General features: G+C 71.4%; 17 protein-coding genes. 7 read left to right on the top strand and 10 right to left on the bottom strand.

The window, feature by feature from the left end:
• The first annotated feature begins 43 nt into the window (after window positions 1-43).
• From AC1Q7O_RS01270 to AC1Q7O_RS01245, 6 genes are all read left to right on the top strand, one after another.
• Window positions 44-2,767: an exo-rhamnogalacturonan lyase family protein gene (locus AC1Q7O_RS01270; RefSeq protein ID WP_492659295.1), complete on the top strand. Its 2,724-nt coding sequence runs from the start codon at window positions 44-46 to the stop codon at window positions 2,765-2,767.
• 145 nt (window positions 2,768-2,912) lie between these two features.
• Window positions 2,913-5,852 carry a sugar-binding domain-containing protein gene (locus AC1Q7O_RS01265; protein WP_492659296.1) on the top strand — a complete coding sequence of 980 codons (2,940 nt, stop codon included), beginning with the start codon at window positions 2,913-2,915 and terminating at the stop codon, window positions 5,850-5,852.
• Entirely contained in the window at window positions 5,849-8,212 is a 2,364-nt protein-coding gene (locus AC1Q7O_RS01260) for a glycoside hydrolase family 95 protein (RefSeq protein ID WP_492659297.1), read from the top strand. Before AC1Q7O_RS01265 ends, AC1Q7O_RS01260 begins: the two co-directional genes overlap by 4 nt.
• Before the next feature lie 2 nt (window positions 8,213-8,214).
• On the top strand, window positions 8,215-9,255 hold the full coding sequence (locus AC1Q7O_RS01255; protein ID WP_492659298.1) for a glycoside hydrolase family 43 protein: 1,041 nt from the start codon (window positions 8,215-8,217) through the stop codon (window positions 9,253-9,255).
• Window positions 9,252-10,019, top strand: coding sequence for an alpha/beta hydrolase (locus AC1Q7O_RS01250; protein ID WP_492659299.1), 768 nt, complete (start codon window positions 9,252-9,254; stop codon window positions 10,017-10,019). The genes AC1Q7O_RS01255 and AC1Q7O_RS01250 overlap by 4 nt, the downstream gene beginning before the upstream one ends.
• 44 nt (window positions 10,020-10,063) lie before the next feature.
• Window positions 10,064-10,915 (top strand): hypothetical protein, encoded by an 852-nt coding sequence (locus tag AC1Q7O_RS01245; protein ID WP_492659300.1) that lies wholly within the window; start codon window positions 10,064-10,066, stop codon window positions 10,913-10,915.
• A gap of 12 nt (window positions 10,916-10,927) precedes the next feature.
• Here AC1Q7O_RS01245 and AC1Q7O_RS01240 read toward each other — a convergent pair whose 3' ends face one another.
• Genes AC1Q7O_RS01240 through AC1Q7O_RS01230 form a run of 3 tightly spaced genes read right to left on the bottom strand, consistent with a single transcriptional unit; the run spans window position 10,928 to window position 13,625 of the window.
• Window positions 10,928-11,590: a DUF2306 domain-containing protein gene (locus tag AC1Q7O_RS01240; protein ID WP_492659301.1), complete on the bottom strand. Its 663-nt coding sequence runs from the start codon at window positions 11,588-11,590 to the stop codon at window positions 10,928-10,930.
• A gap of 35 nt (window positions 11,591-11,625) precedes the next feature.
• Window positions 11,626-12,957, bottom strand: coding sequence for a sensor histidine kinase (locus AC1Q7O_RS01235; protein ID WP_492659302.1), 1,332 nt, complete (start codon window positions 12,955-12,957; stop codon window positions 11,626-11,628).
• Window positions 12,954-13,625 (bottom strand): response regulator, encoded by a 672-nt coding sequence (locus AC1Q7O_RS01230; protein ID WP_492659303.1) that lies wholly within the window; start codon window positions 13,623-13,625, stop codon window positions 12,954-12,956. Before AC1Q7O_RS01230 ends, AC1Q7O_RS01235 begins: the two co-directional genes overlap by 4 nt.
• Window positions 13,626-13,762: 137 nt before the next feature.
• Between AC1Q7O_RS01230 and AC1Q7O_RS01225 the strand changes: the two genes are divergently transcribed.
• Window positions 13,763-14,524, top strand: coding sequence for a MipA/OmpV family protein (locus AC1Q7O_RS01225; RefSeq protein WP_492659304.1), 762 nt, complete (start codon window positions 13,763-13,765; stop codon window positions 14,522-14,524).
• A gap of 6 nt (window positions 14,525-14,530) precedes the next feature.
• Here the strand turns inward: AC1Q7O_RS01225 and AC1Q7O_RS01220 are convergent, their stop codons facing one another.
• The 7 genes from AC1Q7O_RS01220 to AC1Q7O_RS01190 form a co-directional block, all read right to left on the bottom strand.
• Entirely contained in the window at window positions 14,531-15,421 is an 891-nt protein-coding gene (locus tag AC1Q7O_RS01220; RefSeq protein ID WP_492662649.1) for a hypothetical protein, read from the bottom strand.
• Between the two features lie 262 nt (window positions 15,422-15,683).
• Complete coding sequence (locus AC1Q7O_RS01215; protein WP_492659306.1) at window positions 15,684-16,592, bottom strand: hypothetical protein; 909 nt, start codon at window positions 16,590-16,592, stop codon at window positions 15,684-15,686.
• Window positions 16,593-16,668: 76 nt separating this feature from the next.
• Window positions 16,669-17,661: a family 43 glycosylhydrolase gene (locus tag AC1Q7O_RS01210; protein WP_492659307.1), complete on the bottom strand. Its 993-nt coding sequence runs from the start codon at window positions 17,659-17,661 to the stop codon at window positions 16,669-16,671.
• 7 nt (window positions 17,662-17,668) lie between these two features.
• On the bottom strand, window positions 17,669-19,099 hold the full coding sequence (locus tag AC1Q7O_RS01205; protein WP_492659308.1) for a nucleoside hydrolase-like domain-containing protein: 1,431 nt from the start codon (window positions 19,097-19,099) through the stop codon (window positions 17,669-17,671).
• Window positions 19,100-19,102: 3 nt separating this feature from the next.
• Window positions 19,103-21,505: a glycosyl hydrolase 115 family protein gene (locus AC1Q7O_RS01200; protein ID WP_492659309.1), complete on the bottom strand. Its 2,403-nt coding sequence runs from the start codon at window positions 21,503-21,505 to the stop codon at window positions 19,103-19,105.
• An 85-nt stretch (window positions 21,506-21,590) separates the two neighbouring features.
• Window positions 21,591-22,592: a hypothetical protein gene (locus AC1Q7O_RS01195; protein ID WP_492659310.1), complete on the bottom strand. Its 1,002-nt coding sequence runs from the start codon at window positions 22,590-22,592 to the stop codon at window positions 21,591-21,593.
• Window positions 22,589-24,436 carry a rhamnogalacturonan lyase gene (locus tag AC1Q7O_RS01190; RefSeq protein WP_492659311.1) on the bottom strand — a complete coding sequence of 616 codons (1,848 nt, stop codon included), beginning with the start codon at window positions 24,434-24,436 and terminating at the stop codon, window positions 22,589-22,591. Before AC1Q7O_RS01190 ends, AC1Q7O_RS01195 begins: the two co-directional genes overlap by 4 nt.
• Window positions 24,437-24,567: the final 131 nt, after the last annotated feature.

Genomic DNA, 24,567 nt, shown 5'->3' with positions numbered 1-24,567 from the left:
AGATTCATGCACCGCCACCACCACTCGTTGGGAAGCACCTGAAATGAAAACGTCCCCCTTCTCCCGCCGCGGCTTCCTGCAGACCACCGCCGTCGCCTCGCTCGCCTCGTCCCTGCCGACCGCCCAAGCCGCCACGGCCAACCTGCCGACGACGACTGCTCCCGTCAGCGACACGACGCTGCGCTGGCTGGACGGCGTGCCGCCGTCGCGCTTCGAGGGCGCCACGTTCGGCGTGCCGTGGCCGCGCGGCCAGGTCCGGTCCGCCGCGAAGGCGCTGGACTTCAAGATCGGCAGCCACCCGCTGCAGTCCTGGCCGCTGGCCTACTGGCCCGACGGCTCGCTGAAGTGGACGGCGCACGCCATCGCCGGCGGCGCGCCGCAAGGCCCGCTGAAGCTGGAGAGCGGCAAGCCCGCGGCCGGCGGGCTGAGCGTGAAGCAGAGCGCCACGCAGATCGTCGTGACCCATGGCGACCTCGCGTGGACCGTGCCCACCGGCGGCGGCGTGCTCATCGAGCAGGCCACGCGCGCCGGCCGCGTCACGCTGAAGAACCTCAAGCTCGTCGCGCTGCGCCAGGACGGCGCCGATCCCGAACTGGACGGCAAGGTCGCGCGCCAGTCCTTCACGAGCAAGGTCAAAACCGTCACCGTCGAGCAGCAAGGCCCGGTGCGCGCCGTGCTGAAGCTCGACGGCACGCACAGCAGCAATGGCCGCGACTGGCTGCCCTTCTCCGTGCGCCTGTACTTCTACGCCGGCGCCGAGAGCGTGCGCATCGTCCACACCTTCGTGTGGGACGGCGACGCCGCCCAGGACTTCATCGCCGGCCTCGGCGTGACGGCGCAGGTGCCCATGAGCAACGCGACGCACGACCGCCACATCCGCTTCTCCGGCGAAGGCGTGGGCGTGTGGGGCGAGGCCGTGCGGCCCATCACCGGGCTGCGCCGCGACCCCGGCCAGGCCTACAAGGACGCCCAGGTCGCCGGCCAGGCACTGCCCCCGCTGAGCGGCATGGCCAAGCCGGTGCAGAACGGCCTGAAGTGGATTCCCGAGTGGAACGACTTCTCGCTGGCCCAGGCCAATGCCGACGGCTTCACGCTGAAGAAGCGCACGCAGGGCGGCCAGGCCTGGGTCGACTCGAACGGCGGCTCGCGCGCCAAGGGGCTGGTCTACGCCGGTGGCGCGTCGGGCGGCGTGGCGCTGGGCCTGAAGGACTTCTGGCAGCGCGCGCCCGTGCGGCTGGACGTGCGCGGCGCCGCCACCGAGCTGGCCGACGTGACGGCCTGGCTGTACTCGCCGTCGGCCCCGGCGATGGACATGCGCTCCTACCGCTCGCCCGGCGACATGGACACGCACGAGAAGCAGATCGAAGGCCTCAACATCACCTACGAGGACTACGAGCCGGGCTGGGACAGCGCTTTCGGCGTGGCGCGCACGTCGGAGCTGCAGCTGTGGGTGCTGGGCGCCACGCCGTCGCACCAGGCCCTCTCCGACATGGCCGACCAGGTCGCCACGCCGGCCCGCCCCATCCTCACGCCACAGCGCCTGCACGCCGCCGGCGTGTTCGGCGACTGGGACCCGGTGGACACCGGCTCGCCGGCCCGCAAGCTCATCGAGGACCGCCTGGCGCTGCAACTGGGCCAGTACGTGAAGGAAGTCGAGCAGCACCGCTGGTACGGCTTCTGGAACTACGGCGACGTGATGCACAGCTACGACGCCGACCGCCACATGTGGCGCTACGACATCGGCGGCTACGCGTGGGACAACTCGGAACTGTCCACCGACCTGTGGCTGTGGATGAGCTACCTGCGCACCGGCCGCGCCGACGTGTTCCGCCTTGCCGAGGCGATGACGCGCCACACCGGCGAGGTGGACGTCTACCACCTCGGTGAGCTGAAGGGCTTCGGCACGCGCCACGGCGTACAGCACTGGTCGGACTCGTCCAAACAGCCGCGCATCTCCAACGCCGCCTACCGCCGCATCTACTTCTACCTGACTGCCGACGAGCGCTGCGGCGACCTGATCCGCGAGCTGCTGGACTCAGACGCCGACATTGGCAAGGTCGACATCTCGCGCAAGCTGCCGCCCGGCGCCGGGCCGCGCGCGTCCGACCTGCCCGGCGTGGGCTTCGGCACCACGTGGGGCTCGTGGATCGCCGCCTGGCTGACCGAGTGGGAACGCACCGGCGACAAGCGCTGGCGCGACAAGCTCGTCAACGGCATGCAGACCATCGGCGACCTGAAGCGCCGCTGGTTCGCCGGCGGCGCACCGTACGACGCGAAGACCGGCAAGTTCATGGGCCCGGGCGAAGACATCTCCATCTCGCACCTGAACGGCGTGTTCGGCGTCATCGAGATGAGCTCGGAGCTGCTGACGCTGGTGGACGTGCCGGCCTACCGCCGCGCCTGGCTGGAGTACTGCCGCTACTACAACGCGCCGAAGAACGAGATCGCCGCGCTGCTGGGCCGCGACCCGGGCGGCCGCAGCCTCACCGACACCTGCTCGCGCATGACGGCCTACGCGGCCTTCCACGAGAAAGACCGCGCGCTGGCGCTGCGGGCGTGGCGCGAGTTCTTCGCGTCGCGCGCGCTGCGCGGCGGCGGCGCGGTGAGGCGCATCGGCGGCGTCGACGTCATCCGCCCGCTCGACGAGCAGGCCGGCATCAGCACCAACGACTCGGCGCAATGGGGCTTGGCCGGCATCCAGAACCTGGCGTTGATCGGTGACACGCTGGACGAAGCAGCGCAGGCGGCGGGGCTGGTGCGGCCGTGATCGACCGCTGGCCTGCCGGCGCTCCGTGGGCGGTGCGGTCGGGGGTCGTTGCTTTGCCTGCTTTCTTGTGGACACAAGAAAGCAGGTCGCCCGCCGGGGCGAGATCCCGGCACCACGCTCGCCACCAACCCACCGGGTCTCAACCATGACGCTGCCACGCATCGCCACGTTCCTGGCGAGCCTCGCCCTCGCCTTCTCGGCCCACGCCGCCCGCGAGGTCTACAACTTCAACCCCGGCTGGCGCCTGCACGTCGGCGACGCGCCCGGTGCCGAGTCGACGACCTTTGACGACCAGAGCTGGCAGCCCGTCACCCTCCCCCGCGCCTGGAACGAGGACGACGCCTTCGCCAAGGACATCGTCGACCACCGCACCGGCATTGCCTGGTACCGCAAGCGCTTCACGCTGCCGGCCGACGTGGCAACCCGCAAGGTCTTCATCGAGTTCGAAGGCGCACGGCAGGCCGCGGAAGTCTGGGTCAATGGCCAACGAGTCGGCCTGCACGAGAACGGCATCACCGCCTTCGGCTTCGACCTGAGCCGCGCCGTCAAGCCGGGCGACAACGTCATCGCCGTGCGCACCGACAACGCCTGGGACTACCGCGAGAAGGCCACGAACCAGCGCTACCAGTGGGCCGACAGGAACTTCAACGCCAACTACGGCGGCCTGCCCAAGAACCTGCGGCTGCACATCACCGACAGGCTCTACCAGACGCTGCCGCTGTTCTCCAACCTCGGCACCACGGGCGTCTACATCCACGCGGCCGGCTTCGACCAGAAGGCCCGGCGCGCCACCATCACCGCCGAAGCCCAGGTGCGCAACGAGCACGACGAGCCCCGCCGCTTTGGCTTCGACGTGCGGCTGCGCGACCGCGACGGCAAGCTCGTCGCCACCTTCAAGGCCCCCGCGCAGACGGTTGCCGCCGGCGCGACGACAACCGTCAGCGCCCAGGCGCCCGTCGCCGGCCTGCAGTTCTGGAGCTGGGGGCACGGCGCGCTGTACGACGTGCAGACCACGCTGACGGTCGACGGCAAGCCCGTCGACACCGTCGTCACGCGCACCGGCTTCCGCCAGACCGACTTCAGCCACGGCAGGGTCACGCTGAACGGCCGCGTCATCCAGCTCAAGGGCTATGCGCAGCGCACGAGCAACGAGTGGCCGGCCATCGGCCTGTCGGTGCCCGCCTGGCTCAGCGACTACGGCAACGGCCAGATGCTGGCCAGCAACGCCAACTTCGTGCGCTGGATGCACACGGCACCATGGGCGCAGGACGTGCAGTCACTGGACCGCCTCGGCCTCATGCAGGCCATGCCCACGGGCGACTCCGAGGCCGACGTGACCGGCCGGCGCTGGGAGCAGCGCATGGAGGCCATGCGCGACGCCATCATCTACTTCCGCAACAGCCCCAGCATCCTGATGATCGAGACGGGCAACCGCGGTGTCAGCGCCGAGCACATGGCCGAGGCCAAGGCCATCCGCGACCGCTACGACCCGCATGGCGGCCGCGCGGCCGGCAGCCGCGAGATGCTGTCCAAGGCGCTGCAGGACGTGGCCGAGTACGGCGGCGAGATGCTCTACGTCAACAAGAGCGCGCGCCGCCCGATGTGGGCCACCGAGTACTCGCGCGACGAGGGCGCCCGCAAGTTCTGGGACGAGCTGTCGCCGCCGTTCCACAAGGACGGCGACGGCCCCGAGCACAAGGGCCAGCCCGCCCCCGGCTACAACCGCAACCAGGACAGCCACGCACTGGAAGACGTGCGCCGCTGGGTGGACTTCTGGCGCGAACGGCCCGGCACCGGCACGCGCGTGTCGTCGGGCGGCGTGAACATCATCTTCAGCGACAGCAACACCCACCACCGCGGCGCCGAGAACTACCGCCGCAGCGGCGAGGTGGATGCGATGCGCATTCCCAAGGACGGCTTCTTCGCGCACCAGGTGATGTGGGACGGCTGGGTCGACGTCGAGCAGCCGCGCGCGCATCTGCTGGGGCACTGGAACTACGCGGCCGGCACGGTGAAGACGGTCACCGTCGTCGCAAGCAGCAAGCGCGTGCTGCTGATGTTGAACGGCAGGCCGCTGGGCGCGGCCGAGGCCAACGAGCCCTTCGTCTTCAACTTCCCCGGCGTGGCCTTTGAGCCGGGCGAGCTGCGTGCCATCGGCCTGGACCAGGACGGCAACAAGGTCTGCGAGGACGTGCGCATCACGGCCGGCGCACCGGCCGCACTGAAGCTCGGCGTGCAGACCCACCCGCAAGGCCTGCAGGCCGATGGCGCGGACCTGGCGCTGGTGCAGGTCGAGGTCGTCGATGCGCAGGGGCGCCGCAACCCCATCGCGCTGGACCTGGTGAAGTTCACGCTCGACGGCCCGGCCGAATGGCGCGGTGGCATCGCGCAGGGGCCGGGCAACTACGTGCTCGCGCGCGAGCTGCCGGTGGAAGGCGGCGTGAACCGCGTGCTGGTGCGCAGCACGACGGAGGCGGGTGTCATCAAGCTGCGCGCCGAAGCGGCTGGCCTCGCACCCGCGATGCTGGAGCTGAGTTCACAGCCTGTGAGGGTCGCCGGTGGCTTGAGCACGCGCTTTCCCACCGACGGCGTTGCGCCGCAGTCGACCCGCGGTGAAACACCCGCCACGCCATCGTTCAAGGTCAGCCGCATCACCGTCCCGGTCGCCAGCGCCGAAGCCACCAGCGGCGACGCCGCCAAGGCCTTCGATGACGACGAGAGCACGTCATGGACCAGCGAGGCCGGCAAGGGCGCCATCCGCTTCCAGTTGGCCGAGGCCGCCACGCTCAGCGAGATCACGCTCAAGCTCGGCGGCTGGCGCGAGCGGCAGTACCCGCTGGTCATCCGCATGGATGGCACCGAGGTGTGGCGGGGCCTGACGGCGCGCAGCCTTGGCTACGTGACACTGCCGCTGAAGCCCCAGCGCGGCCAGGTCGTCAGCATCGAGCTGACCGGCGAGGCACAAGGCGGTGCGGAAACCGTGAACACCGAAGTCGCCAACCAGAAGATCGTCGACACCGGTGCCAGCCGTCTTGGCCGCGGCGTCCTCTCCATCGTCGAAGCGGAGTTCTACAAGCTGCCATGACCACCTCCCGTCGCACCTGGCTCCAGCAACAGATCGCCTTGCGCTACGGCGCGCCGCTGCTGGCCCTGCCGTCCGCGCAAGCACAGACGCCGGCAGCCAACCCGCTGCGCCTCTGGCACCGCCGCCCCGCCGATGAATGGACGGCCGCGCTGCCGGTGGGCAACGGCCGGCTGGGCGCGATGGTGTTTGGCGGCACGCACACCGAGCGGCTGCAGATCAACGAGAACAGCTTCTTCGGCGGCGGCCCCTACGACACGACCAACCCGAAGGCGCGCGAAGGCCTGCCCCAGGTGCGCGAGCTGGTGTTCGCCGGCCGCTACGCCGAGGCCGAGAAGCTGGCCAACGAGACGATGCTGGGCACGCCCAACCGGCAGATGAGCTACCAGCCGCTGGCCGAGCTGCTGCTCGTCTTCCCCGGGCTGGACGGCGTGCGCGGCTACGAGCGCAGCCTGGACCTGGACGAGGCGGTCGCGACGACGCAGTTCCGCGCCGGCAGCGCGACGCTGACGCGCGAGGTCTATGCCTCGGCGGCCGACCAGCTCATCGTCGTGCGCCTCACGGCCGACAAGCCGAAATGGATCACCGCCGACATCACGCTGGCCGCGCCGCACCAGAAGACCAGCGGCGGCGAGAGCCACCACACGCTGTGGGTGGCGGGCATGAGCCCCGCGCAACTGGGCGTGGAAGGCAGCCTGCCCTTCGAGTGCCGGCTGCAGGTCGTCACGAAGGGCGGCAAGGTCACGGCGCGCAACGGCGGGCTGCAGGTGCAGGGCGCCGACGAAGCCTGGCTGCTGATCGCCGGCGCCACGGGCTACAAGCGCTTCGACGACGTGTCGGGCGACCCGGCGGCGCTGAACCGGCAGACGCTGGCCGCAGCCATCGCCCGCGGCCCCGAGGCACTGCGCACCGCACACCGCGAGGACCACCAGCGCCTGTTCCGCCGCGTCGCGCTGGACCTCGGCGCCGGCCCCCACGGCAGCTTGCCCACCGACGAGCGCATCGCCCGCTTCGCCGAAGGGCAGGACCCGGGCCTCGCGTCGCTCTACCTGCAGTACGGCCGCTACCTGCTGCTGGCCTGCTCGCGGCCGGGCAGCCGCTTCCCGGCCAATCTGCAAGGGCTGTGGAACGAGAAGACGAATCCGTCGTGGGGGTCCAAGTGGACCATCAACATCAACACGGAGATGAACTACTGGCCCGCCGAGGTCTGCAACATCGGCGAAACCATCGAGCCGCTGATCGCGATGGTGGAGGACCTGAGCCTCACCGGCGCCAAGGTGGCCCGCGCGATGTACGACGCGCCGGGCTGGGTGGCCTTCCACAACACCGACGGCTGGCGCGTGGCCGCGCCGACCGACGGCGCCAAGTGGGGCCTGTGGCCCATGGGCGGCGTGTGGCTCGTCAACACGCTGTGGCAGAGCTGGCTGTTCCGTCGTGACACGGCGCTGCTGAAGCGCCTGTACCCGCTGCTGAAGGGCGCGGCCGAGTTCCAGCTCGCCACGCTGGTGAAAGACCCGAAGAGCGGCTTCATGGTCACCAACCCCAGCATCTCGCCGGAGAACTCGCACCCGCACGGCTCTTCGGTCGTGGCCGGCCCGGCGATGGACAGCCAGCTGCTGCGCGACCTGTTCGCTCACTGCGCCGACGCCGCTCGCGAGCTGCGCACCGACCGCCCCTTCGCCAAGGCCTGTGAGGCGATGCGCGACCGCCTGCCGCCCGACCGCATCGGCGCCGCCGGCCAGCTGCAGGAGTGGATGGAAGACTGGGACCTGCAGGCGCCCGAGCCGAAGCACCGCCACGTGTCGCACCTGTACGCGCTGTACCCGTCGGACCAGATCACGCCCGAGGACACGCCGGCACTCGCCGCCGCCGCGCGCAACGTGCTGGAGCGCCGCGGCGACGACACCACCGGCTGGGGCATCGGCTGGCGCATCAACCTGTTCACGCGGCTGAAGGACGGCGAGCACGCGTACTCGGTGCTGCAGCGGCTGCTGCACCCCAGCCGCAGCTACGCCAACCTGTTCGACGCGCATCCGCCGTTCCAGATCGACGGCAACTTCGGCGGCGCGGCCGGCATCGCCGAGATGCTGCTGCAGAGCCACCGCGGCCGCATCGAGCTGCTGCCGGCGCTGCCCTCGGCGTGGCCCGCCGGTCGCGTGTCGGGCCTGCGGGCGCGCGGCGGCTTCGAGATCGCGATGAGCTGGCAGGGCGGCGAGGTGCAGACGCTGACAATCGCCAGCCCCGCCGGCGGCAGCACCGAGCTGCGCTGGCGTGGAGCGCCCCCGCTGCCGCTGCGCCTCGCCGCCGGCCAGACGACCCGATTCGAACGCCGCGATGGACGGCTTCAACGCCTGGAGACCTGACCTTGCCCTTGCTGATCTCGCGCCGCTCGACGCTCGCCGCAGCCTTGCTCGCGCCAGCCCTGCCCGCCTTCGCGCAGGCGCCAGCCGCGCCGGTGCCCGCACCGCTGCCCTGGCCCAACCCGCTCGTCGCGCAGCGCGCCGACCCGCAGATCCTGCGCCACGACGGCTGGTACTACCTGATGGCCACCGCGCCGGCCTACGACGTGCTGGAACTGCGCCGTGCGCGCTCCATCGCCGGCCTGGCGACAGCCCAGCCCCAGGTCGTCTGGCGCAAGCATGACAGCGGCACCATGAGCCGCCACATCTGGGCGCCCGAGCTCGCCTTCCTGGACGGCCGCTGGTACATCCACTTCAGCGCCGGCGAGGCGAAGGAGCCGTGGAAGATCCGCCTGTGGACGCTGGAGAACGCCGGCGCCGACCCCATGCAGGGCCCATGGACCGAGCGCGGGCAGCTCAAGACGGCGTGGGACACCTTCACGCTGGACGCCACCGTCTTCGAGCACCGCGGCCAGCGCTACATGGCCTGGGCGCAGACCGACCCGGCCAAGAAGAACCACAGCACCGACATCTTCCTGTCGCGCATGAAGAGCCCCACCGAGCTGGAAGGCCCGCAGGTGCGCCTCACGCAGCCCGAGTACGCGTGGGAGAAGGTGCGCCACGTCGTCAACGAGGCGCCTGCCGTGCTCGTGCACGGCGGCCGCGTGTTCGTCAGCTACTCGGCGGCCGGCACCGGTGCCGAGTACTGCCTGGGCCTGGTGTGGGCCGACGCGGACGCCAACCTGCTGGACGCGAAGAGCTGGCGCAAGTCGCCCGGCCCGGTGTTCAGCAGCAGCCCCGAGAACCGCCAGTACGGCCCCGGCCACAACAGCTTCCTCGTCGAACCCGATGGCACGGTGCTGAACGTCTTCCACGCCCGCAACTACCGCGACATCACCGGCGACCCGCTGAAGGACACCGGCCGCGCGACGCGCGTGCAACCCCTCGCCTTCACCGCCGACGGCATGCCCGACTTCGGCCTGCCCCTGCCCGAAACCAGACCATGACCGTCATTGCCCTGTCCCCCGGCGAGCCCAACGTCTTCGAGGGCGACGCCCCCGACCGCCTGTGCCGCCGCCCCACGCGCGCCGAGCTGCACGCCTACCCGTCCCCCACCCCGGCACGAGGCCGCGCCCTCGTGTATGCCGGCGGCGGCTACCTGCAGCTGATGCACGACAAGGAAGGCGTCGAGGTCGCGCAGTGGCTGAACACACTGGGGCTGGACGCCTACGTGCTGGTGCACCGCCTGCCCGGCCAGGACGGCCACCCGTTCGACATCGCGCTGCAGGACGGCCTGCGCGCGCTGGCGCTGTTCGACAAGCTGCCGCCGCTGCCGCTGCTGCACGTGGGCCTGTCCTCCGGCGGCCACCTGGCCGGCGTGATGGCCTGCCAGCGCGCGAGCGCCGGCGCCGTCATCGCCTACGCGCCGCTGAACGCCAACCACCGCGACCACAAGTTCCCCGCCGGCAAGCCCGACTTCCCGCCGCCCGAGAAGCAGGCCTTCTACGACGCCTGGCCCATCGGCATCGCCACCGAGCCGCACGGCCTGCCGCAGTGCCCGGTGTTCCTGGCCTACGCGCTGCACGACCCCATCGTGCCCATCCAGCACGCGCTCAACCTCATCACCGCGGCGCAGCAGCACCGGCTGGACGTGGAAGCCCACGTGTTCCCGCAGGCCGAGCACGGCTTTGCGCTGCGCGGGCTGGCCGGCACGCAGGGCCAGTGGCCCGCGCTGGCCGCCCACTGGATGACCACCAAGCTGGGCCGGTGAAACATCGCCTACGCTAGCGCGCTTGTCTGGGCAACGAATCGAGCATGCTGGAAGCGATCAACACGTGGGGCGACTACCGGTCCAAGGTACGCGAATTCGACGCCGTGCTGGAGCACGGCAAGGCCGTGTCGGCGGCGCTGGCGACCTATGCGCCGCAGGCCATGTATGTGGCGGCGGGGCTGAAGATCTTTCTCAAGCTGGTGGCCCACTGCGGCGCGCTGCGCAGCCTGGCGCCCGACGGCAGCCAGGCCGCCACCGCGGCGCTGGCGGACGTGTCGTCCATGAGTGCGCTGGCGCGCTGCGCCGTGGAGGCGCACGACGCCTTCGAGTACATCGCCGGGCATGAGGCGACGCCGGCGGAGCATGAGTTCCGCCTGCTGCTGTGGGAGCTGCACGACGACACGCGCCGGCTGAAGATGATCGACGAGGCGGACGAGGCCGACCCGCAGGTCGTCGCGCTGCGCACCCAGGCACGGCAGCGCCAGGCGCAGCTGGAGGGGCACGAGTTCCTCGCCTCGCTGCCCGCCGCGCTGCAGGCAGCGCTGCGCCAGCGCACGGCCCAGGGCGACCCGCCGGCCTTCCACCTGGGCCAGCGCCAGCGCTGCGCGCTCAGCGGCGTCAACGCGCAGTGGCACCAGGCCGTGACGATGCAGCTGTCGCAGTACGCGCACACGCTGCCCACGTCCGTGCTGCTGGCCGACACACCGCCCGGCACGCGCCAGGCGCTGCGCCTGACGGCGCTGCCGCTGATGCTGACGCTGCCCTTCCTCGTGCGCGTCACGCAGACCGTGGCGGCGCTGGCGCCCGATCGCGCCCCCGAGCCGCCCAGCCGCACGGCCCGCACCATGGCGGTGTGGCGCGGGTTTGCCGAACAGGCGACGCCGCAGCGCGGCTGAGCCGGCGCGCGCTCAGCGCAGATCGAGCTGCGTGTCGGGCCACTCCGGCCGGGCCGCCACGGCCGCGGGCGGGCTGCGGCGCAGCCACCACTCCAGCCACAGCGCCTGCGGCAGCCAGGACGTCCAGGCCAGCGCGAAGTAGTAGGTCTCCAGCGGCACGGCCAGCAGGTTGCCCAGCACGATCTGCAGCCGCAGCGTGATGCCACCGGCCGTCAGCACAAAGCTGCGCAGCATCCAGCGCCGGTGCTCGGCAACGCGCCGCGCGCGGATGTGCACCAGCGCGACGGCCGTGCTGCCCAGCCACAGCAGGCCCAGCAGCCCGAAGCCCACGTGCGCCACCCAGCCGCCCTCGGACGTCACCGCCAGCCGCAGCGCGGCCAGCCCGCCCAGCAGCAGGCTGGCGGCATAGGCCCGGCCCAGCGCGCGGTGCAGCCCGGGGCGGCGCGCCCGCAGCCGCGTGGAGAACTGCCACGGCCCCAGCATCAGCGCCAGCCCGCCGCACACCGCATGCAGCACCAGCAGCTCGCGCTGCATCAGCAGGTTGGGCAGCGGCGGCGCAAACGGCTGGCCGGGCAGTGCGTAGCGCAGCGCCATCGCGCCGGTCAACGTGGCGAGCACCAACAGCAGGCCATAGGCCGCGAGGCGCGCGATGCGGGAGGGGTGGCTTGAGTTCATGCCGCCCAATCTAGGCGGCATGAATGAATCTGGACTTAAGGCAGATGCACTCTGGCCACCAGACCCAGCTGCCCGTCGTCCCGCGCCCGCAGCTCGATGCGCAGCCCGTGGCGCAAGCCCGCCTGCCGCGCGATGGCCAGCCCCAGGCCGCTGCCGCCGGGCGGCGCGTCGGGCATGCGGAAGAAGCGGTCGAACACGCGCTCGCGCATCGCCTCGGGCAGTCCCGCGCCGCTGTCCACCACGTCCACGAAATCGCGCGTGAGGCGCAGCTCCACCTCGCCGCCCGCGGGCGTGTGGCGCAGCGCGTTGCTGATGAGGTTGTCGAACAGGCTGCGCAGGTCGCCCTCCACGGCCTGCAGCACGACGGGGCCGTCGGCGCCGTCCACGAAGCCCATCTCCACGCCGCGCCGGTCGGCCTCGGCCAGGCCCAGCGCGATGCTGGCCCGCAGCAGCTCGCGCAGGTCCAGCGGCTGGGCGGCCAACGGGCCGGGCGCCAGGTCCTGCCGCGACAGGCTGAGCATCTGGTCCACCAGGTGGCTGGCGCGGCGCATGCCCTGCTGCAGCTGCTCGAAGTCGCCGCCGGCCTCGCGCAGGTGCGGGCGCAGGTTCTCCAGCTGCAGGCTGAGCGCCGTCAGCGGCGTGCGCAGCTCGTGCGCGGCGTCCTGCACGAAGCGCCGCTGCGACGCCAGCGCGCCGCGCAGCCGTGCCAGCACGGCCTCGAAGGCCTGCACCAGCGGCTCGATCTCGCGCGGCACCTGCAGGTTGGCCGGGGCCGTGCTGTGCTCGTCACGCTGCGCCAGCTGCTGCGCCGACTGCTGCAGCCGCCGCGACGCCCGCCCCACCACGCGCGCCAGCACGGCCACCGACACCGGCAGCAGCAGCAGGCCCACCAGGCTGGCCAGGAAGGTCCGCGCGCTGACCTCCCGCTGGCGGAACACCAGGCTCTGGGCCACCTGCACCCGCACCTCGCTGCCGCCCGCCGGCGCCGTGTAGACATGCCACGGCGCATCGCCGGCCTGCACCTCGTGCCAGCCGGCCACCGGCTGCAGCGGCAGCGGCGCGGACGGCAGGTCGCTGACATGGCGGGCCGGGTCCTGCACGCACCACAGCTGCACGACGAACTGCCCGCCTTCGTAAACCTCGTGCTCCGGCTGCGGCGGCGCGGGCAGGTCCAGGCTGGCGCAGCTGCGCGCGGCGTGGGAGCGGGCCAGCGCCTGCATCTGCCCGTCCATGAACTCGAACACCGTCACCGCGTAGCTGTCGGCGAACAGCCAGGCCAGCCCGCCGGTCATCAGCAGCTGCAGCGGCAGCAGCCACAGCACCATCTGGCCACGCAGCGAGCGCGGCCACGGCAGGCGGCGCGTCATGCCGCGTCGACCAGCGCCACGCGCCAGCCCAGGCCGCGCACGTTGCGGATGGCATCGGCGCCGAACTTGCGGCGCATGCCGTGGATGAGCACGTCGATCATGTTGCTGCCCACCTCCTCGCCCCAGCCGTAGATGCGCTGCTCCAGCTGCTCGCGCGACAGGATGGCGCCGGGCCGCTCCAGCAGCGCGCGCAGCAGCGCGAACTCGCGCGCCGTCAGCACCTCGCGCTGGCCGCCCCGCAGCGCCTCGCGGGTGTTCAGGTCCAGCTGCACCGCCGCCCCCTGGCCCAGCAGCGACTGCGCCACGCCGCCGGCCCGGCGCAGCAGCGCGCGCATGCGCGCCAGCAGCTCGCCGAGTTCGAAGGGCTTGATGAGGTAGTCGTCGGCGCCCAGGTCCAGCCCGGCGATGCGGTCCTCGATGCCGTCGCGCGCGGTCAGCACCAGCACCGGCGTCAGTTCGCCCCTGCCGCGCAGCTGGCGCAGCAGGCTGAGGCCGTCCAGCCGCGGCAGGCCCAGGTCCAGCAGTACGCAGGCGTAGCCGCCGTCGGCCAGCGCCGCGCGGGCGGGCTCGCCGTCGCGCACCCAGTCCACCGACCAGCCGGCCCGGGCCAGCGCCTGGGTCAGGCTCTTGCCGATCATCTCGTCGTCTTCCACCAGCAGTGCGCGCATGCGCGGCAGCTTAAACGTGCCGACTTAAGCCAGCGTGAGGATGCGCCGTGAGCGAGGCCCGGCCGCCCCTAAGCCGGCGCTAATTCGGCGCTCCTAGGCTGCGCGGCGTTTCTTTCCCCCATCCAAGGAAGTTGTCCATGCAAGCCCACGCCCTTCGCCTCGCCGCCGCGCTGCTGATCGCCACGCCGGCCCTGGCCCAGACCTCGCCGCCCGGCGGCGCAACGCCCGGTTCGCTGACCATCGCCGGCATCGGCGCCGGCGCCGTGCGCGAACCCTACCGCGGCGTGAAGACCAAGGCGCGCGTGCTGCCGCTGCTGATCTACGAGAACGAGTGGGTGTCGGTCGCGCTGCCCACGGTGGACGTGAAGCTGGGTAGCACCGGCCCGGTCAGCTACCGGCTGCGCACGCGCTTCGGCTTCGACGGCTACAAGGCCAAGGACTCGGACTTCCTGCGCGGCATGGAGCGCCGCAAGGAGAGCCTGTGGCTGGGCGGCGCCGCCATCTGGGAGAGCGGGTTCGGCGAGATCTCGCTGGAGGCCGTGGGCGACGCGCTGGGCCACAGCAAGGGGCGCATCTTCACGCTGCAGTACGAGAAGCGCTTTGACTTCGGCGACCTGGCCGTGACGCCCCGCGCGGGCGTGCGCGGCGTGGACCGCAAGTACGTGGACTACTACTTCGGCGTGAAGCCCGCCGAGGCGCTGACGGGCCGGCCGGTCTACGTGGGCTCATCCACCACGCAGGCCGAGTTGGGCCTGCGGCTGACCTACGTGACGGGCAGCAACGAGATGCTGTTCGCCGACGTGTCGGGCATCAAGCTGGGCAGCCCGGTGGAGAAGAGCCCGCTGGTGGAGCGGCGCTATCAGGCGAGCGTGTTTGCGGGGTGGCTGTATCGGTTCTGACGCGCTTCAGGGCCCGGCCTCGCAGCGGGTGCGGACGTCCGCTGCCAGGCGAACGGCTTCGGGCGAGGCGACCACCGGCGGCAGCTTGATGGCGGCGATATCACGATCAATAGCGGCTTTGCGGCCGGGATCGGCCTCGGCGTCGGCGAGCTGCTTCAGCTTGTCGCCCAGGGCGACCGCGGTCAGCCGCTCCATCTGCTCCACCGCGCCGACTTCGTCCGATGTCACAGAACCCGGGTGCCGCTTGCCCAAGAAATAAAGCTGACGCAACGAAGGCCAGTCGCAGTCCGAGGCATCACGACGCAAGCTCGCCATGGCGGCAGACTCGTTGGCCGGGTTGAAGTCCCGACCCAACGCCGTGATCAGCTTGTACGCTGCCCTCTTGTCGCCCTCCGCCAGACTACGACGCAGCAACGGCACCCATTGCGCGCGCGACATCGCGTCCACGGCCTGACAGGCGACCAGGTCTTCTTCTCGCGCCAACGCCCGACGCCGGTCCACAAGGGCCGGATGGACCTGGCCCGCGTCGAGCTGCGCACGCAGTTGCTCCACCGCCATGCACTGCTCGATCAGCCGCGCCGCGGCACCTGCCTTGCCGCGCTGGTCACTGACGGCGGCGAACTGGATCTCGCGCTGCATGCGCGACGCGTCGGGCGGCAGTCTGCGCAGGGGCTCCGAGGCAGGCACTGCTGGCGACGAGGCGACATCGGCGGGCATAGCCACAACAGCGGCCACCGGCTGAACCCGCGCGGCCGACGGCACAGGTGGCGAGGGCTGCAGCCTGGTTGGTGTCGGCGGCATCGCCGCGTCGACACGCCACACCGTCGCAACCCAGGCCAACGCACAGGCGCCGGCGATGCAGCTCAACCAGGTGGCCAGCCGCGCCAAGGGGGTCATGGGAACGAAGCGATCACAGTCATCACGGCTGCGCACTATGCCGACGTCAGGCGGCTGTGCCGGGCGGTAGTTTTCACCCGCGTCAACGCTTGCCAGCGCGCATCGGGAAGTCGCCCGCGGCGTGGACCGCCAGTACGTGGACTACTTCGGTTCTAGGACAGCACCGGCAGCAGCCGTGCGGCCAGTTGCGCTCGCTGGTCTGCCGGGGCGGCTTGCTGCAGCGACCGTTCGGCAGCCAGCGTGTTGATCTGCTGGCAGCCGCTCATCGTCCTCGCACCTCGGCGCCCGCCGGCTTCACCGGGCAGCGGCTCTGGATATCGGCCGAGATTCGCGCCACCTCCGCGAGGTTGGCCTCGGGCGGCGGCTTGAGGGTGGCCAGCATGCCGTCGATGGCGGCCTGACGCTTCGGGTCACCCTCGGCCTGGCGCCGCACGGCCTCCAGACCCCGGCTGATCCAGAGGCGCTGCAGATCGCGCAAGGCGCCGACCTCGTCGGGCGTCAGCAGCTGCGGGTCCCGCCGGGCCAGGCCACTCAGCGTGCTTTGCGAGAGGCGGTCGCAGTCCCAGGCGTCACGGCGCAGTGCCGGGACGACGCCGGGCTCATCCGCCAGCTTGAAGTCCTTTCCCAACGCCTGCACCAGGCCTGCCGCAGCGCCCTTGTCGCCCTCGGCCAGGCTGCGGCGAAGCAACGGCACCAGCTGCGCGCGGGACGCCGCATCGACGGCCTGGCAGGAGGCGAGCAACTCGTCGTGCTGGGCCCTGAAGGCGCGAGCAAGCGGTTCCGGCAACTGCTGCTGCCTGGCGGCCATCTGCTGCCGCCGCTGCTCGGCGTTGCGCTCCGCCATCAGGCAGTCCTGGATGTGCTTCGCCGCCTCGCCAGCCTTGCCGCGCTGATCGCTGCTGAGGGCGATCTGGATGTCGCGCTGCCGGCGCGACACGTCCGCAGGCGGGAGAGGCCAGCCGGCAGAAGCCGGGATCGCTGCGGTTGCCGTGGCCGGCATGGAGGCGCCGGGCAGCGCGGCAGCAGGGGCCGTATCCGCCGGGCCGACAGACACCGTTGACGGCCCTGGCGTGGATGCCGACGCTTCCTGCGGCGCCACGGTGCCGTCGGCACGCCAGCCGCCCAACGCGAAAGCGATGACGCCGGCGCCAGCGATGCCGCCCAGCCACACAAGCCGCCTGGCACCCGGTTTCATCATGACAAGTTCCTCCCGTTCATGAGCGCTTATCTGCGCCTTTGTCCGCTAACTACTTTGTCATGCCGGCAGCGGTGCCAGGTGTTGCCCGGCGGGGAAAATCACCCACGCCCGCCGAAGTCCGCTCGATCTTGCGGATGGTGCCGTCGTCGTTGAAGGTCAGGTACTCCGCCGCCACGTGCCGCTGCGTCTTCCTGCAGGTCGCGCCCGGCGTCTCCAGCCAGCGGTGATAGAACAAGATCCACTGGCCCTGGTACTGCACGATGGAGTGGTGGTTGTTGCCGCCCTCGGCGTCCATGATGACGCCGCGGTAGGTCCACGGGCCGGTGGGTGCGGTGGCGGTGTAGTAGGTCAGGATGCGGTTGTGCTCCGGCATCGTGAAGTAGTACAGGCCGCCCCGCTTGAACACCCACGGCCCTTCCATCGGCGGCTCGTAGCCGCCCATGTCCATCTTCTGCAGCCCACCCTTGATCGAGCGCATGTCGTCGGCCATCTCGGCCACGAGGTAGTTGACGCCCGAGGTGCGGCTGTAGAGGTAGGCGCGGCCGTCGTCGTCGATGAACAGCACCGGGTCGTTGGCATAGGGCTTGCGCCACAGCGGTGCGCCGATCATGTCCTTGAAGGGGCCGGCGGGCGAATCGCTCTCGGCGATGCCGATGCCCATCCACTTGGTGCTGTTCTTGGGGTTCTGCCGGTCCTTCACGCCGGTGCCGGCGGGGAAGACGAGGTAGTACTTGCCGTTCTTGTAGGCCGCGTCGGGCGCCCAGGCGTAGTCGTCGGCCCAGGCCAGGTCCTTCACCGACAGCACGGCACCGTGGTTGGTCCAGCTCACGAGGTCGGTGGACGAGAAGGCCATCCAGTCCTTCATGTGGAAGTCGGCCTGGCACTCTTCGTCGTGCGACGTGTAGAGCCACATCCGGCCGTCGGGCCAGACGTGGCCGGACGGGTCGGCGGTGCGCAGATCCTTGCCCAGCGCGAGCGGGTTCTGGGCGTGGGCGGGCGGCAGGGCCAGCAGGGCGGAAAGCGCCAGGGTTGCGAGCTTCATGGCGACCTCAGGGCTGGACGTTGACGATGACGCGGCGGTAGCGCGTGAGCCGCGGGGTGCCGTGGTCGGTCACGGCCAGGATGATGTGCAGCGTGCCGGTGCCCGGCGGCATGACCCGCTGTGCGGGCACGACGAAGGACGCGTCGCGCTGGTCGAAGCCGCGGATCTCGATGGGCTGGCCCGAGCGGCCGCTGGAGACGGTGAAGCTGCCGGCCTCGCCGTAGTAGAACCATTCATACGACAGCGGCTGGCCGTCGGGGTCGCTGCTGCCGGCGGCGCTGAGCTGCACGGTGTCGCCGCGCTTCGCCGTCAGCACCTCGGCATGGGCCAGCTTCACGACCGGTGGATGGTTGGCCTGCGCGTAGGGTTTGACCGTCCAGTCCATGCGGGCGGCGAAGTCGTTCTGCACCGCGCCGCGCCAGCGCCACAGCGTCGCGTGATTGCTGGTGTGCCAGCGGCCATCGGCGCCGCGCACCTCATCCACCGCATCGGTCCACAGCGGCCGCGTCTCGGCGTCGAGGTGCCACTTCTGGCGGCGCGGTGTGTAGGACTCGTAGCGGCCGCCCCAACCGCCCCAGTCCGGATGCTCGGGGGCGTTCAGCCCGTTGTCGATCAGCCCCAGGAAGCTGGGCGTGTCGCCTTCCATCATGAACTCGATGTGCGGGTACTGCGCGCCCAGCGGGCCCTTGTCGCGGCGGATGTGACGGTCCACCCAGGCGTTGTCCACCAGCGTCGCATCGGCGCCGACGAAGCGCCCGTGGAACAGGTCGCCGCCCATCGCGGCCCACGTGGCGTGGTGGTACGCGCCACCGGGGTGGAAGCCGGGGCTGGCGATGTAGAACAACGCCGGAAAGGTCTTGCGCAACCAGGGGCCGGTGTCGTCCTGGTCGGAGATGGCGTAGACACGCAGCCTGGCGACGAAGGCCGCCAGCGCCTCGGGCGGGCGCGTGGCGCGCACCTTCCACAGCGCCTGCGCCAGCACGTTGGGCCCGCCCCAGACGGGCACCCACAGCGGGCGGGGGTCGGCGCGGTCGGCGGCGGCGATCAGCGCGTCGGAGCCCGCCGAGTCCATGCCCTCGCCCACGGCCTGCATGCCGTAGTCGGGCCGCCCCTCGCTGACGACGGCCAGCAGCCGCTCCGCCGCCGGGAAGCCTGGTTCGTGCAGCGCCAGGTTGGGCTGCACCTTGCCGTACGCGGCCACGATCTCGCGGATGCGCCAGGCCGCGGTCTTGCGTGGCTGGTGCACGGACGTCGTGGCCACCAGGCCCTCGATGTCGAACTGGTTGGCATACGTCAGGAAGCGCACCAGCGACTGCGCGTCGTCGGGTTCGTTCTCGATGTCGGTCAGCACGAAGACGCGCGGCTTGTCGAGCGCGACCGCCGGCGCGGCCAGGCTGCAGGCCAGCGTGGCAAGGGCGAACAGGCGCAGCAGCTTCATGGGTCAACCTCCGGGGCGGCAGGCGCCGGGCAGCAGCTCGGCGCCGTCGAACATCAGGTCGCGCTGACCCGCCCGGAGCTGCACTTGCAGTTCAGGGCCGGCGGCGCGGTCGGGCAGCGCCAGCGTGGCGGTCAGCCGGTTGGCCAGCACGCCCTGGCCCCAGGCGGCATCCTGCGTGCCGCGCGGCCAGCGCAAGGCGTGGGTCTGGCCGTCGACGATGACGTCGGCCTGCCAGGGCTCGCCCGCCGCGAGCGGGTAGCTGGGCAACACGTGCACGCGCAGGCAACTGGCCGGCATGGGCGCTGCGGTGGCGGCCAGTGCCAGCGTGGCACCCGGCTGCTGCGCGGCCAGCACGCCGTCGCCGCGGCCCAGGCCGGGCACGCGGCGCCAACCGTCGTGGCTCGTGACGCGCAACAGCGGCGCGGCGGGCTCCGGCAACGACTGCGGCGCGAGGTCGGCGGCGGCCGTGGCGAGGTCGCGCAGCGCGTCGGGTGCGCTGCCGCCCAGGCCGGCGGCGGGCAGCAGTGGGGCCAGCTGGCGGTAGCTGGTCCACAACCCGTCCGCAGGTTCCTCGGCCAGGATGCCGGCCCAGCGGCCGGCGTTGTAGCGCGCGGTCAGCGCCTTCAGCCGCTGGTCGGCACGCACGGCCTGCGCGGCGAGGGCGCGGGCGCCGGCCGGGTGGCGCTCCAGCGTCGTGGCGTAGCGCTCCAGCGCGAAGAAGCGCTCGTTGGCCAACGCGGACGCACGCAGGGGGTACTCGACGAGCTGGAAGAACGCCGCGCGCTGCGCCGGGGCGACGCGCGGGCGTACGGTGTCCAGCAGGGCCAGCAGCCGCGCGAAGCGGCCCAGGCGGTCATTCACCACGCCGGGCGCCATGCCGCTGCGGCGCACCTTCTCGCCGGGCAGATGGAACTGCAGATGCTCGGGGCGGCGCTCGAAGTTGACGCGGTAGTAGCCGTCCCAGAGGTCCGCGATGTCGGCGACGCCGAACAGCCGCTGCGCCAGGCTGCGCAGGTAGGCCGGCTGCCCCTGCGCGCGCACGGCGGCGGGGTTCCAGGCCAGGTCGAACCAGTGGCTGAGGTTGACCTCGTGCGGCTTGATGTCGCCCGCGTTGACCATCCACAGCCGCTGCGCGCCGGCATCAAAGGCGCGGCCCATCTCCTCGGCCACCAGCGCCGGCGGCGTGGTGCTCAGCCACAGGTAGGACAGCGGCGCGCCGAGGTAGCTGAGGTGGTAGTAGATGCCCGAGCCGCCTGGCCGCTGCGCCTGCGCGGCGTCGGGGAACTGGCGCAGGTAGCCGAAGTTGTCGTCGGGCCAGACCAGCGTGACGTCGTCAGGCAGCGCCAGCCCAGGCAGCAGCGGCAGCACCTCCTTGTAGGGCACGAAGACCTGCGGCGCTGTTGCGGGGTCGCCCACGTGCTGCGCGATCAGTTCACGCTGGTCGGTCAGCAGCCGGTTCAGCAGCGCCTGCTTCTCGGCCACGCTGCCGCCGCCCTGCATGCCGCTGTCGTGGATGCCGCGCATGCCCAGCGTGTAGAGGTTCTCGAACCGGCCGTTGGCCTTCAGCCGCGCGGCCCAGTAGTCGCGCACCTGTTGCGGATGCGTCGCGTAGTTGTACTGCGCGTGCGGCGCGGTCCATTCGGACACGTTGTTGCGCAGCAGGGGCTCGGCGTGCGAGCTGCCCATGACGATGCCGTAGCGCTGGGCGAGTTCGGCATTCTTCGGGTTGGCGTTGAACGCGCCCGACACCTGGTGCATGGCCGGCCACAGCGTGTTGGCCTTGAGGCGCAACAGCAGGCGGAAGACCTGCTCGTAGGTGCGCGGCCCGATGTTGCCGGCCTCGGGCTCGAAGGTGCGCGCGGCCCAGGGCTGCAGGCCCCAGTCCTCGTCGTTGATGAACAGACCGCGGTACTTCACCGCGGGGCCATCTTGCAGCGGCTCGCTCAAGCTCACGTGCAGCGGGCCGCGCTTCACCGGCGCCAGGTCCGCCCACCAGACCCACGGCGACACGCCGAGCGCCTGGCTCAGCGTGTAGACCCCGTAGGCGGTGCCGCGGCGGTCGGCGCCGACGATGACCAGCGCCTGCTTCACACCCGGTGCCGGGTCGCGCAGCAGCGCGATCTGGAAGCACTCCCAGCAGCCCTTGAGCTTGGTGAGGTCCAGGCCCGAGGCGTCGATGAGGGGATGACGGCCGGCGGTGCCGACCCAGATCTGCACGGCGCCCTTGCTGGCGGCGCGCAGACCCAGGCGCTTCAGGTCGTCGGCCAGATCTTGCGCGACGAAGGCTTCGAGCGGATCGGCGTCGGGCGCCGCGACGATGACGGCGCCGTCAAGCGGCAGGCTGCCCAGCGTGGCCGTGGTGGAGATGCCCAGCGCCGCATGGGCCGCGCCCACCAGGAAAAACAACAGGCCACAGAGGCACAGAGGCACAGAGAAAGTGCGTCTGTCTCTATGCCTCCGTGCCTCTGTGGCTGTGTTCATTGAAGTCTCTTCAACGTGCCTTGAACGCCGAGCGCAGGTCCGGCGGCGGCGCGTTGCGGTCCACGTGGAGCCAGCCATCCTTCACGGTCAGCTCCGCCGACTGGATGACGGTGCGCTGGTGCCAGCGGTCGTCCGCCTTCGCCTCGGGCTCGCCGCTCTGGTGCGTGAAGTAGAAGAGGTAGGCCCGGCCGTCCACGACGGTGACGCCGGGGTGCTGGCCCTTGGCGCGGTCGGTGGGGTGCTGGCCCACGCCGGCCAGCAGCCGGGTGGGCTGTTCCTCCCAGGTCAGCGTGTCGTCGGAGCGCAGCACCAGCAGGCCCTTCCACAGGTCGGCCACCAGCCACCACTTGCCGGCGAACTGGAACACTGTGGGGCCTTCACCGGGCAACTGGCTCACCGGGCCGCGCACGGTCCAGGTGGTCAGGTCGGCGCTGTCGGCCACCTTGAGCTTGCTGCCGCCCTGCTCGTCCTTGAACCACATCCGGTACCCGCCCTGCGGCGCGCGGATGACCGACGCATCGATGACCTTGGGCGAGCCCAGGTCTGCGCGGCCGGCGCAGGTCCAGTTGCGCAGGTCGGTGCTGGTGAGGTGCTCGATGCGGCGCTCGCCGGTCCAGCTCTTGTGGACGCCGGGCACGATGGTGAGCCACAGGTGGTAGACGCCGTCGAAGTCCTGGATCTCCGGCGCCCACAGCGTGGTGCCGGTGCACTCGGCGGGGAACTTCGCCTCGCCAGCCGCACGCCAGTGGTTGCCGTCGTCCGTGGTCGCGATGGCGATGGGCGTGGCGTGCACCCAGGAGACGTCCTTGGGGTCGTCCAGCCGCAGCGTGGCGCGGCGGTTCGTGTAGAACATCTCCCAGCGCTTGAGGCCGCGGTTGAACACCAGCGACACGTCGGCCGCGCCGTCCAGCACGGGGTCGCGGTACAGCGGGCGCGGGGCGGGCTCGGGCGTGGCACAGCCGGAGAGTCCGGCAATAGCGGCCAGCAGCGTCAACGAGGCGATGAACTTCATGGCGTGGCCTGGATGGGCAGGTAGCGCGGTGGCTTCATCGCCGCGCCAAGGTGGAAGCTGGTGTGCGGCGGCTGGTTGTAGCCGGCGTTCTGCGCGGCCACCTGCACGCGGTACTGCGGGTCGTGCATCAGCGTGACGAGGCGATGCTCGGTCGGGATGGCGGTTGAGAACACCAGCAGCGCGGTGCTGTCCTCGTTGCGCCAGACGACCTCTTCGCGCCAGTCGCCGAACAGGTCGGCCGACAGCACCGGGTTGCCCTTGGTGCCGTTGTTGGACGCGGCACCGAACTGCTTGCCGTTCAGCAGGTTCTCGAACTTGAACGCGGCCGGGTTCCACTTGTCGATGGCGACATGGTCCAGCGACTCGCGCAGCAGGTCGCCGTCCCACCAGACGGCGAAGTTGAAGCGATTCGGGTGCCTGTCGCTGATGAGCTTGCCGCTGGCGTTCATCAGCCCGCCGACGGAGCCCCAGCATTCGGCGCCGGGGTGGGCGGCGTCGATGTCGAAGCAGACGCCACGGCCCACGTCGGTCTTGTTGCCGGACATGCTCCACAGCACCTTGCCGGTGGCGGCGTCGTGCATCTCCAGGCCATGCTCGCCGTAGCAGCGCGGGCTCTCGTGCACCATGTAGATCTGCTGGCCGTCGCGCGCGGGGTCGAAGTTGCTGACGTGCAGCGCGTCGCCGTGGCACAGGCCGGTGCTGTAGAGCAGGCGGCCGGTGCTGGCGATGGTGGCGGCGCCGTAGACGATGTCGTCGCGGCCGTCGCCGTCCACGTCGGCCACCGAAAACCAGTGCGCGCCCTGCCCCGCGGCCGGCTTGCTCGCCTCGTCGGCGGCGCTGTCGAACACCCAGCGTTGTGTGAGCTTGCCGCCGCGCCAGTCCCACGCGGCCAGCACGGCGCGCGTGTAGTAGCCGCGCGCGAACACGGCGCTGGGCCGCTGGCCGTCCAGGTAGGCCACGCCGGCCGTGAAGCGGTCCACGCGGTTGCCGTAGGCGTCACCCCAGGCGCCCACGTCGCCGCGCGGCGGCGTGTAGTCGACGGTGGCCATGGCCGCGCCGGTCAGGCCGTTGAAGACGGTCAGGAACTCGGGGCCGGCCAGCACGTAGCCGGCCTCGTTGCGGAAGTCGGCCCTGGCGTCGCCGATAGCCGTGCCCTGCCCGTCCACGGTGCCGTCGGCCGTCTTCATCATGACCTCGGCCTTGCCGTCACCGTCGAAGTCGTAGGCGAGGAAGCTCGTGTAGTGCGCGCCGGCGCGGATGTTGGCGCCGAGGTCGATGCGCCACAGCCGCGTGCCGTCCAGCCGGTAGGCGTCCAGCAGCGTGTGGCCGGTGTAGCCCTTGTGCGAGTTGTCGTGTGCGTTCGTCGGCTGCCACTTCACGATCAGCTCGTACTGGCCGTCGCCGTCGAGATCGGCCGCCGCGCCGTCGTTGGCCTCGTAGCGGTAGGCCACACCGTCGGGCGAGGTGCCGCCCTCGGGCTTCTGCAGCGGCACGCGCAGGTAGGGCTGGCTCCACGGCGACGCCGCCGCCGACGCCGCCTGCTCGTGGCCCGACACGACGGCGCGCACGGTGTAGAGGCTGTCGTGGCGGCCCTGCGCGTCGACAAGGTTGGTCAGCGCCTGCGGCTCGTGGTTGACGCGCCGGCCGTCGCGGTAGACGTTGAAGCGCACGCCTGCCGGCTCGGTGCCCAGCAGCCGCCAGCTGACGAAGACGCCCGACGACGTGGCCAGCGCGACGACGCCGCGGTCCAGCTTTTCGACCTGCTTGGGCTGGGCCTGCGCAGCAACGCCGGCCGCCAGCAACATGCTGCAGGCCAGCCTGGAGATCGAGGACGAGAGAGTCATGTCCGTGTTCCTTCTATCTTCACGCTTCACGCGGCCGTCATGCCCCGCCTCGGGCCGAGCGCCGGGCCGCTCCCAAGCAGCGCCGTCCCCCGGGGGACCGACCGGACCGCCCGCGTCCAGCGCGGAGGTCT

The organism is Roseateles sp. GW823-FHT07B05 (genome assembly GCF_058794515.1).
This window is presented reverse-complemented; position numbering and strand designations above follow the sequence as displayed.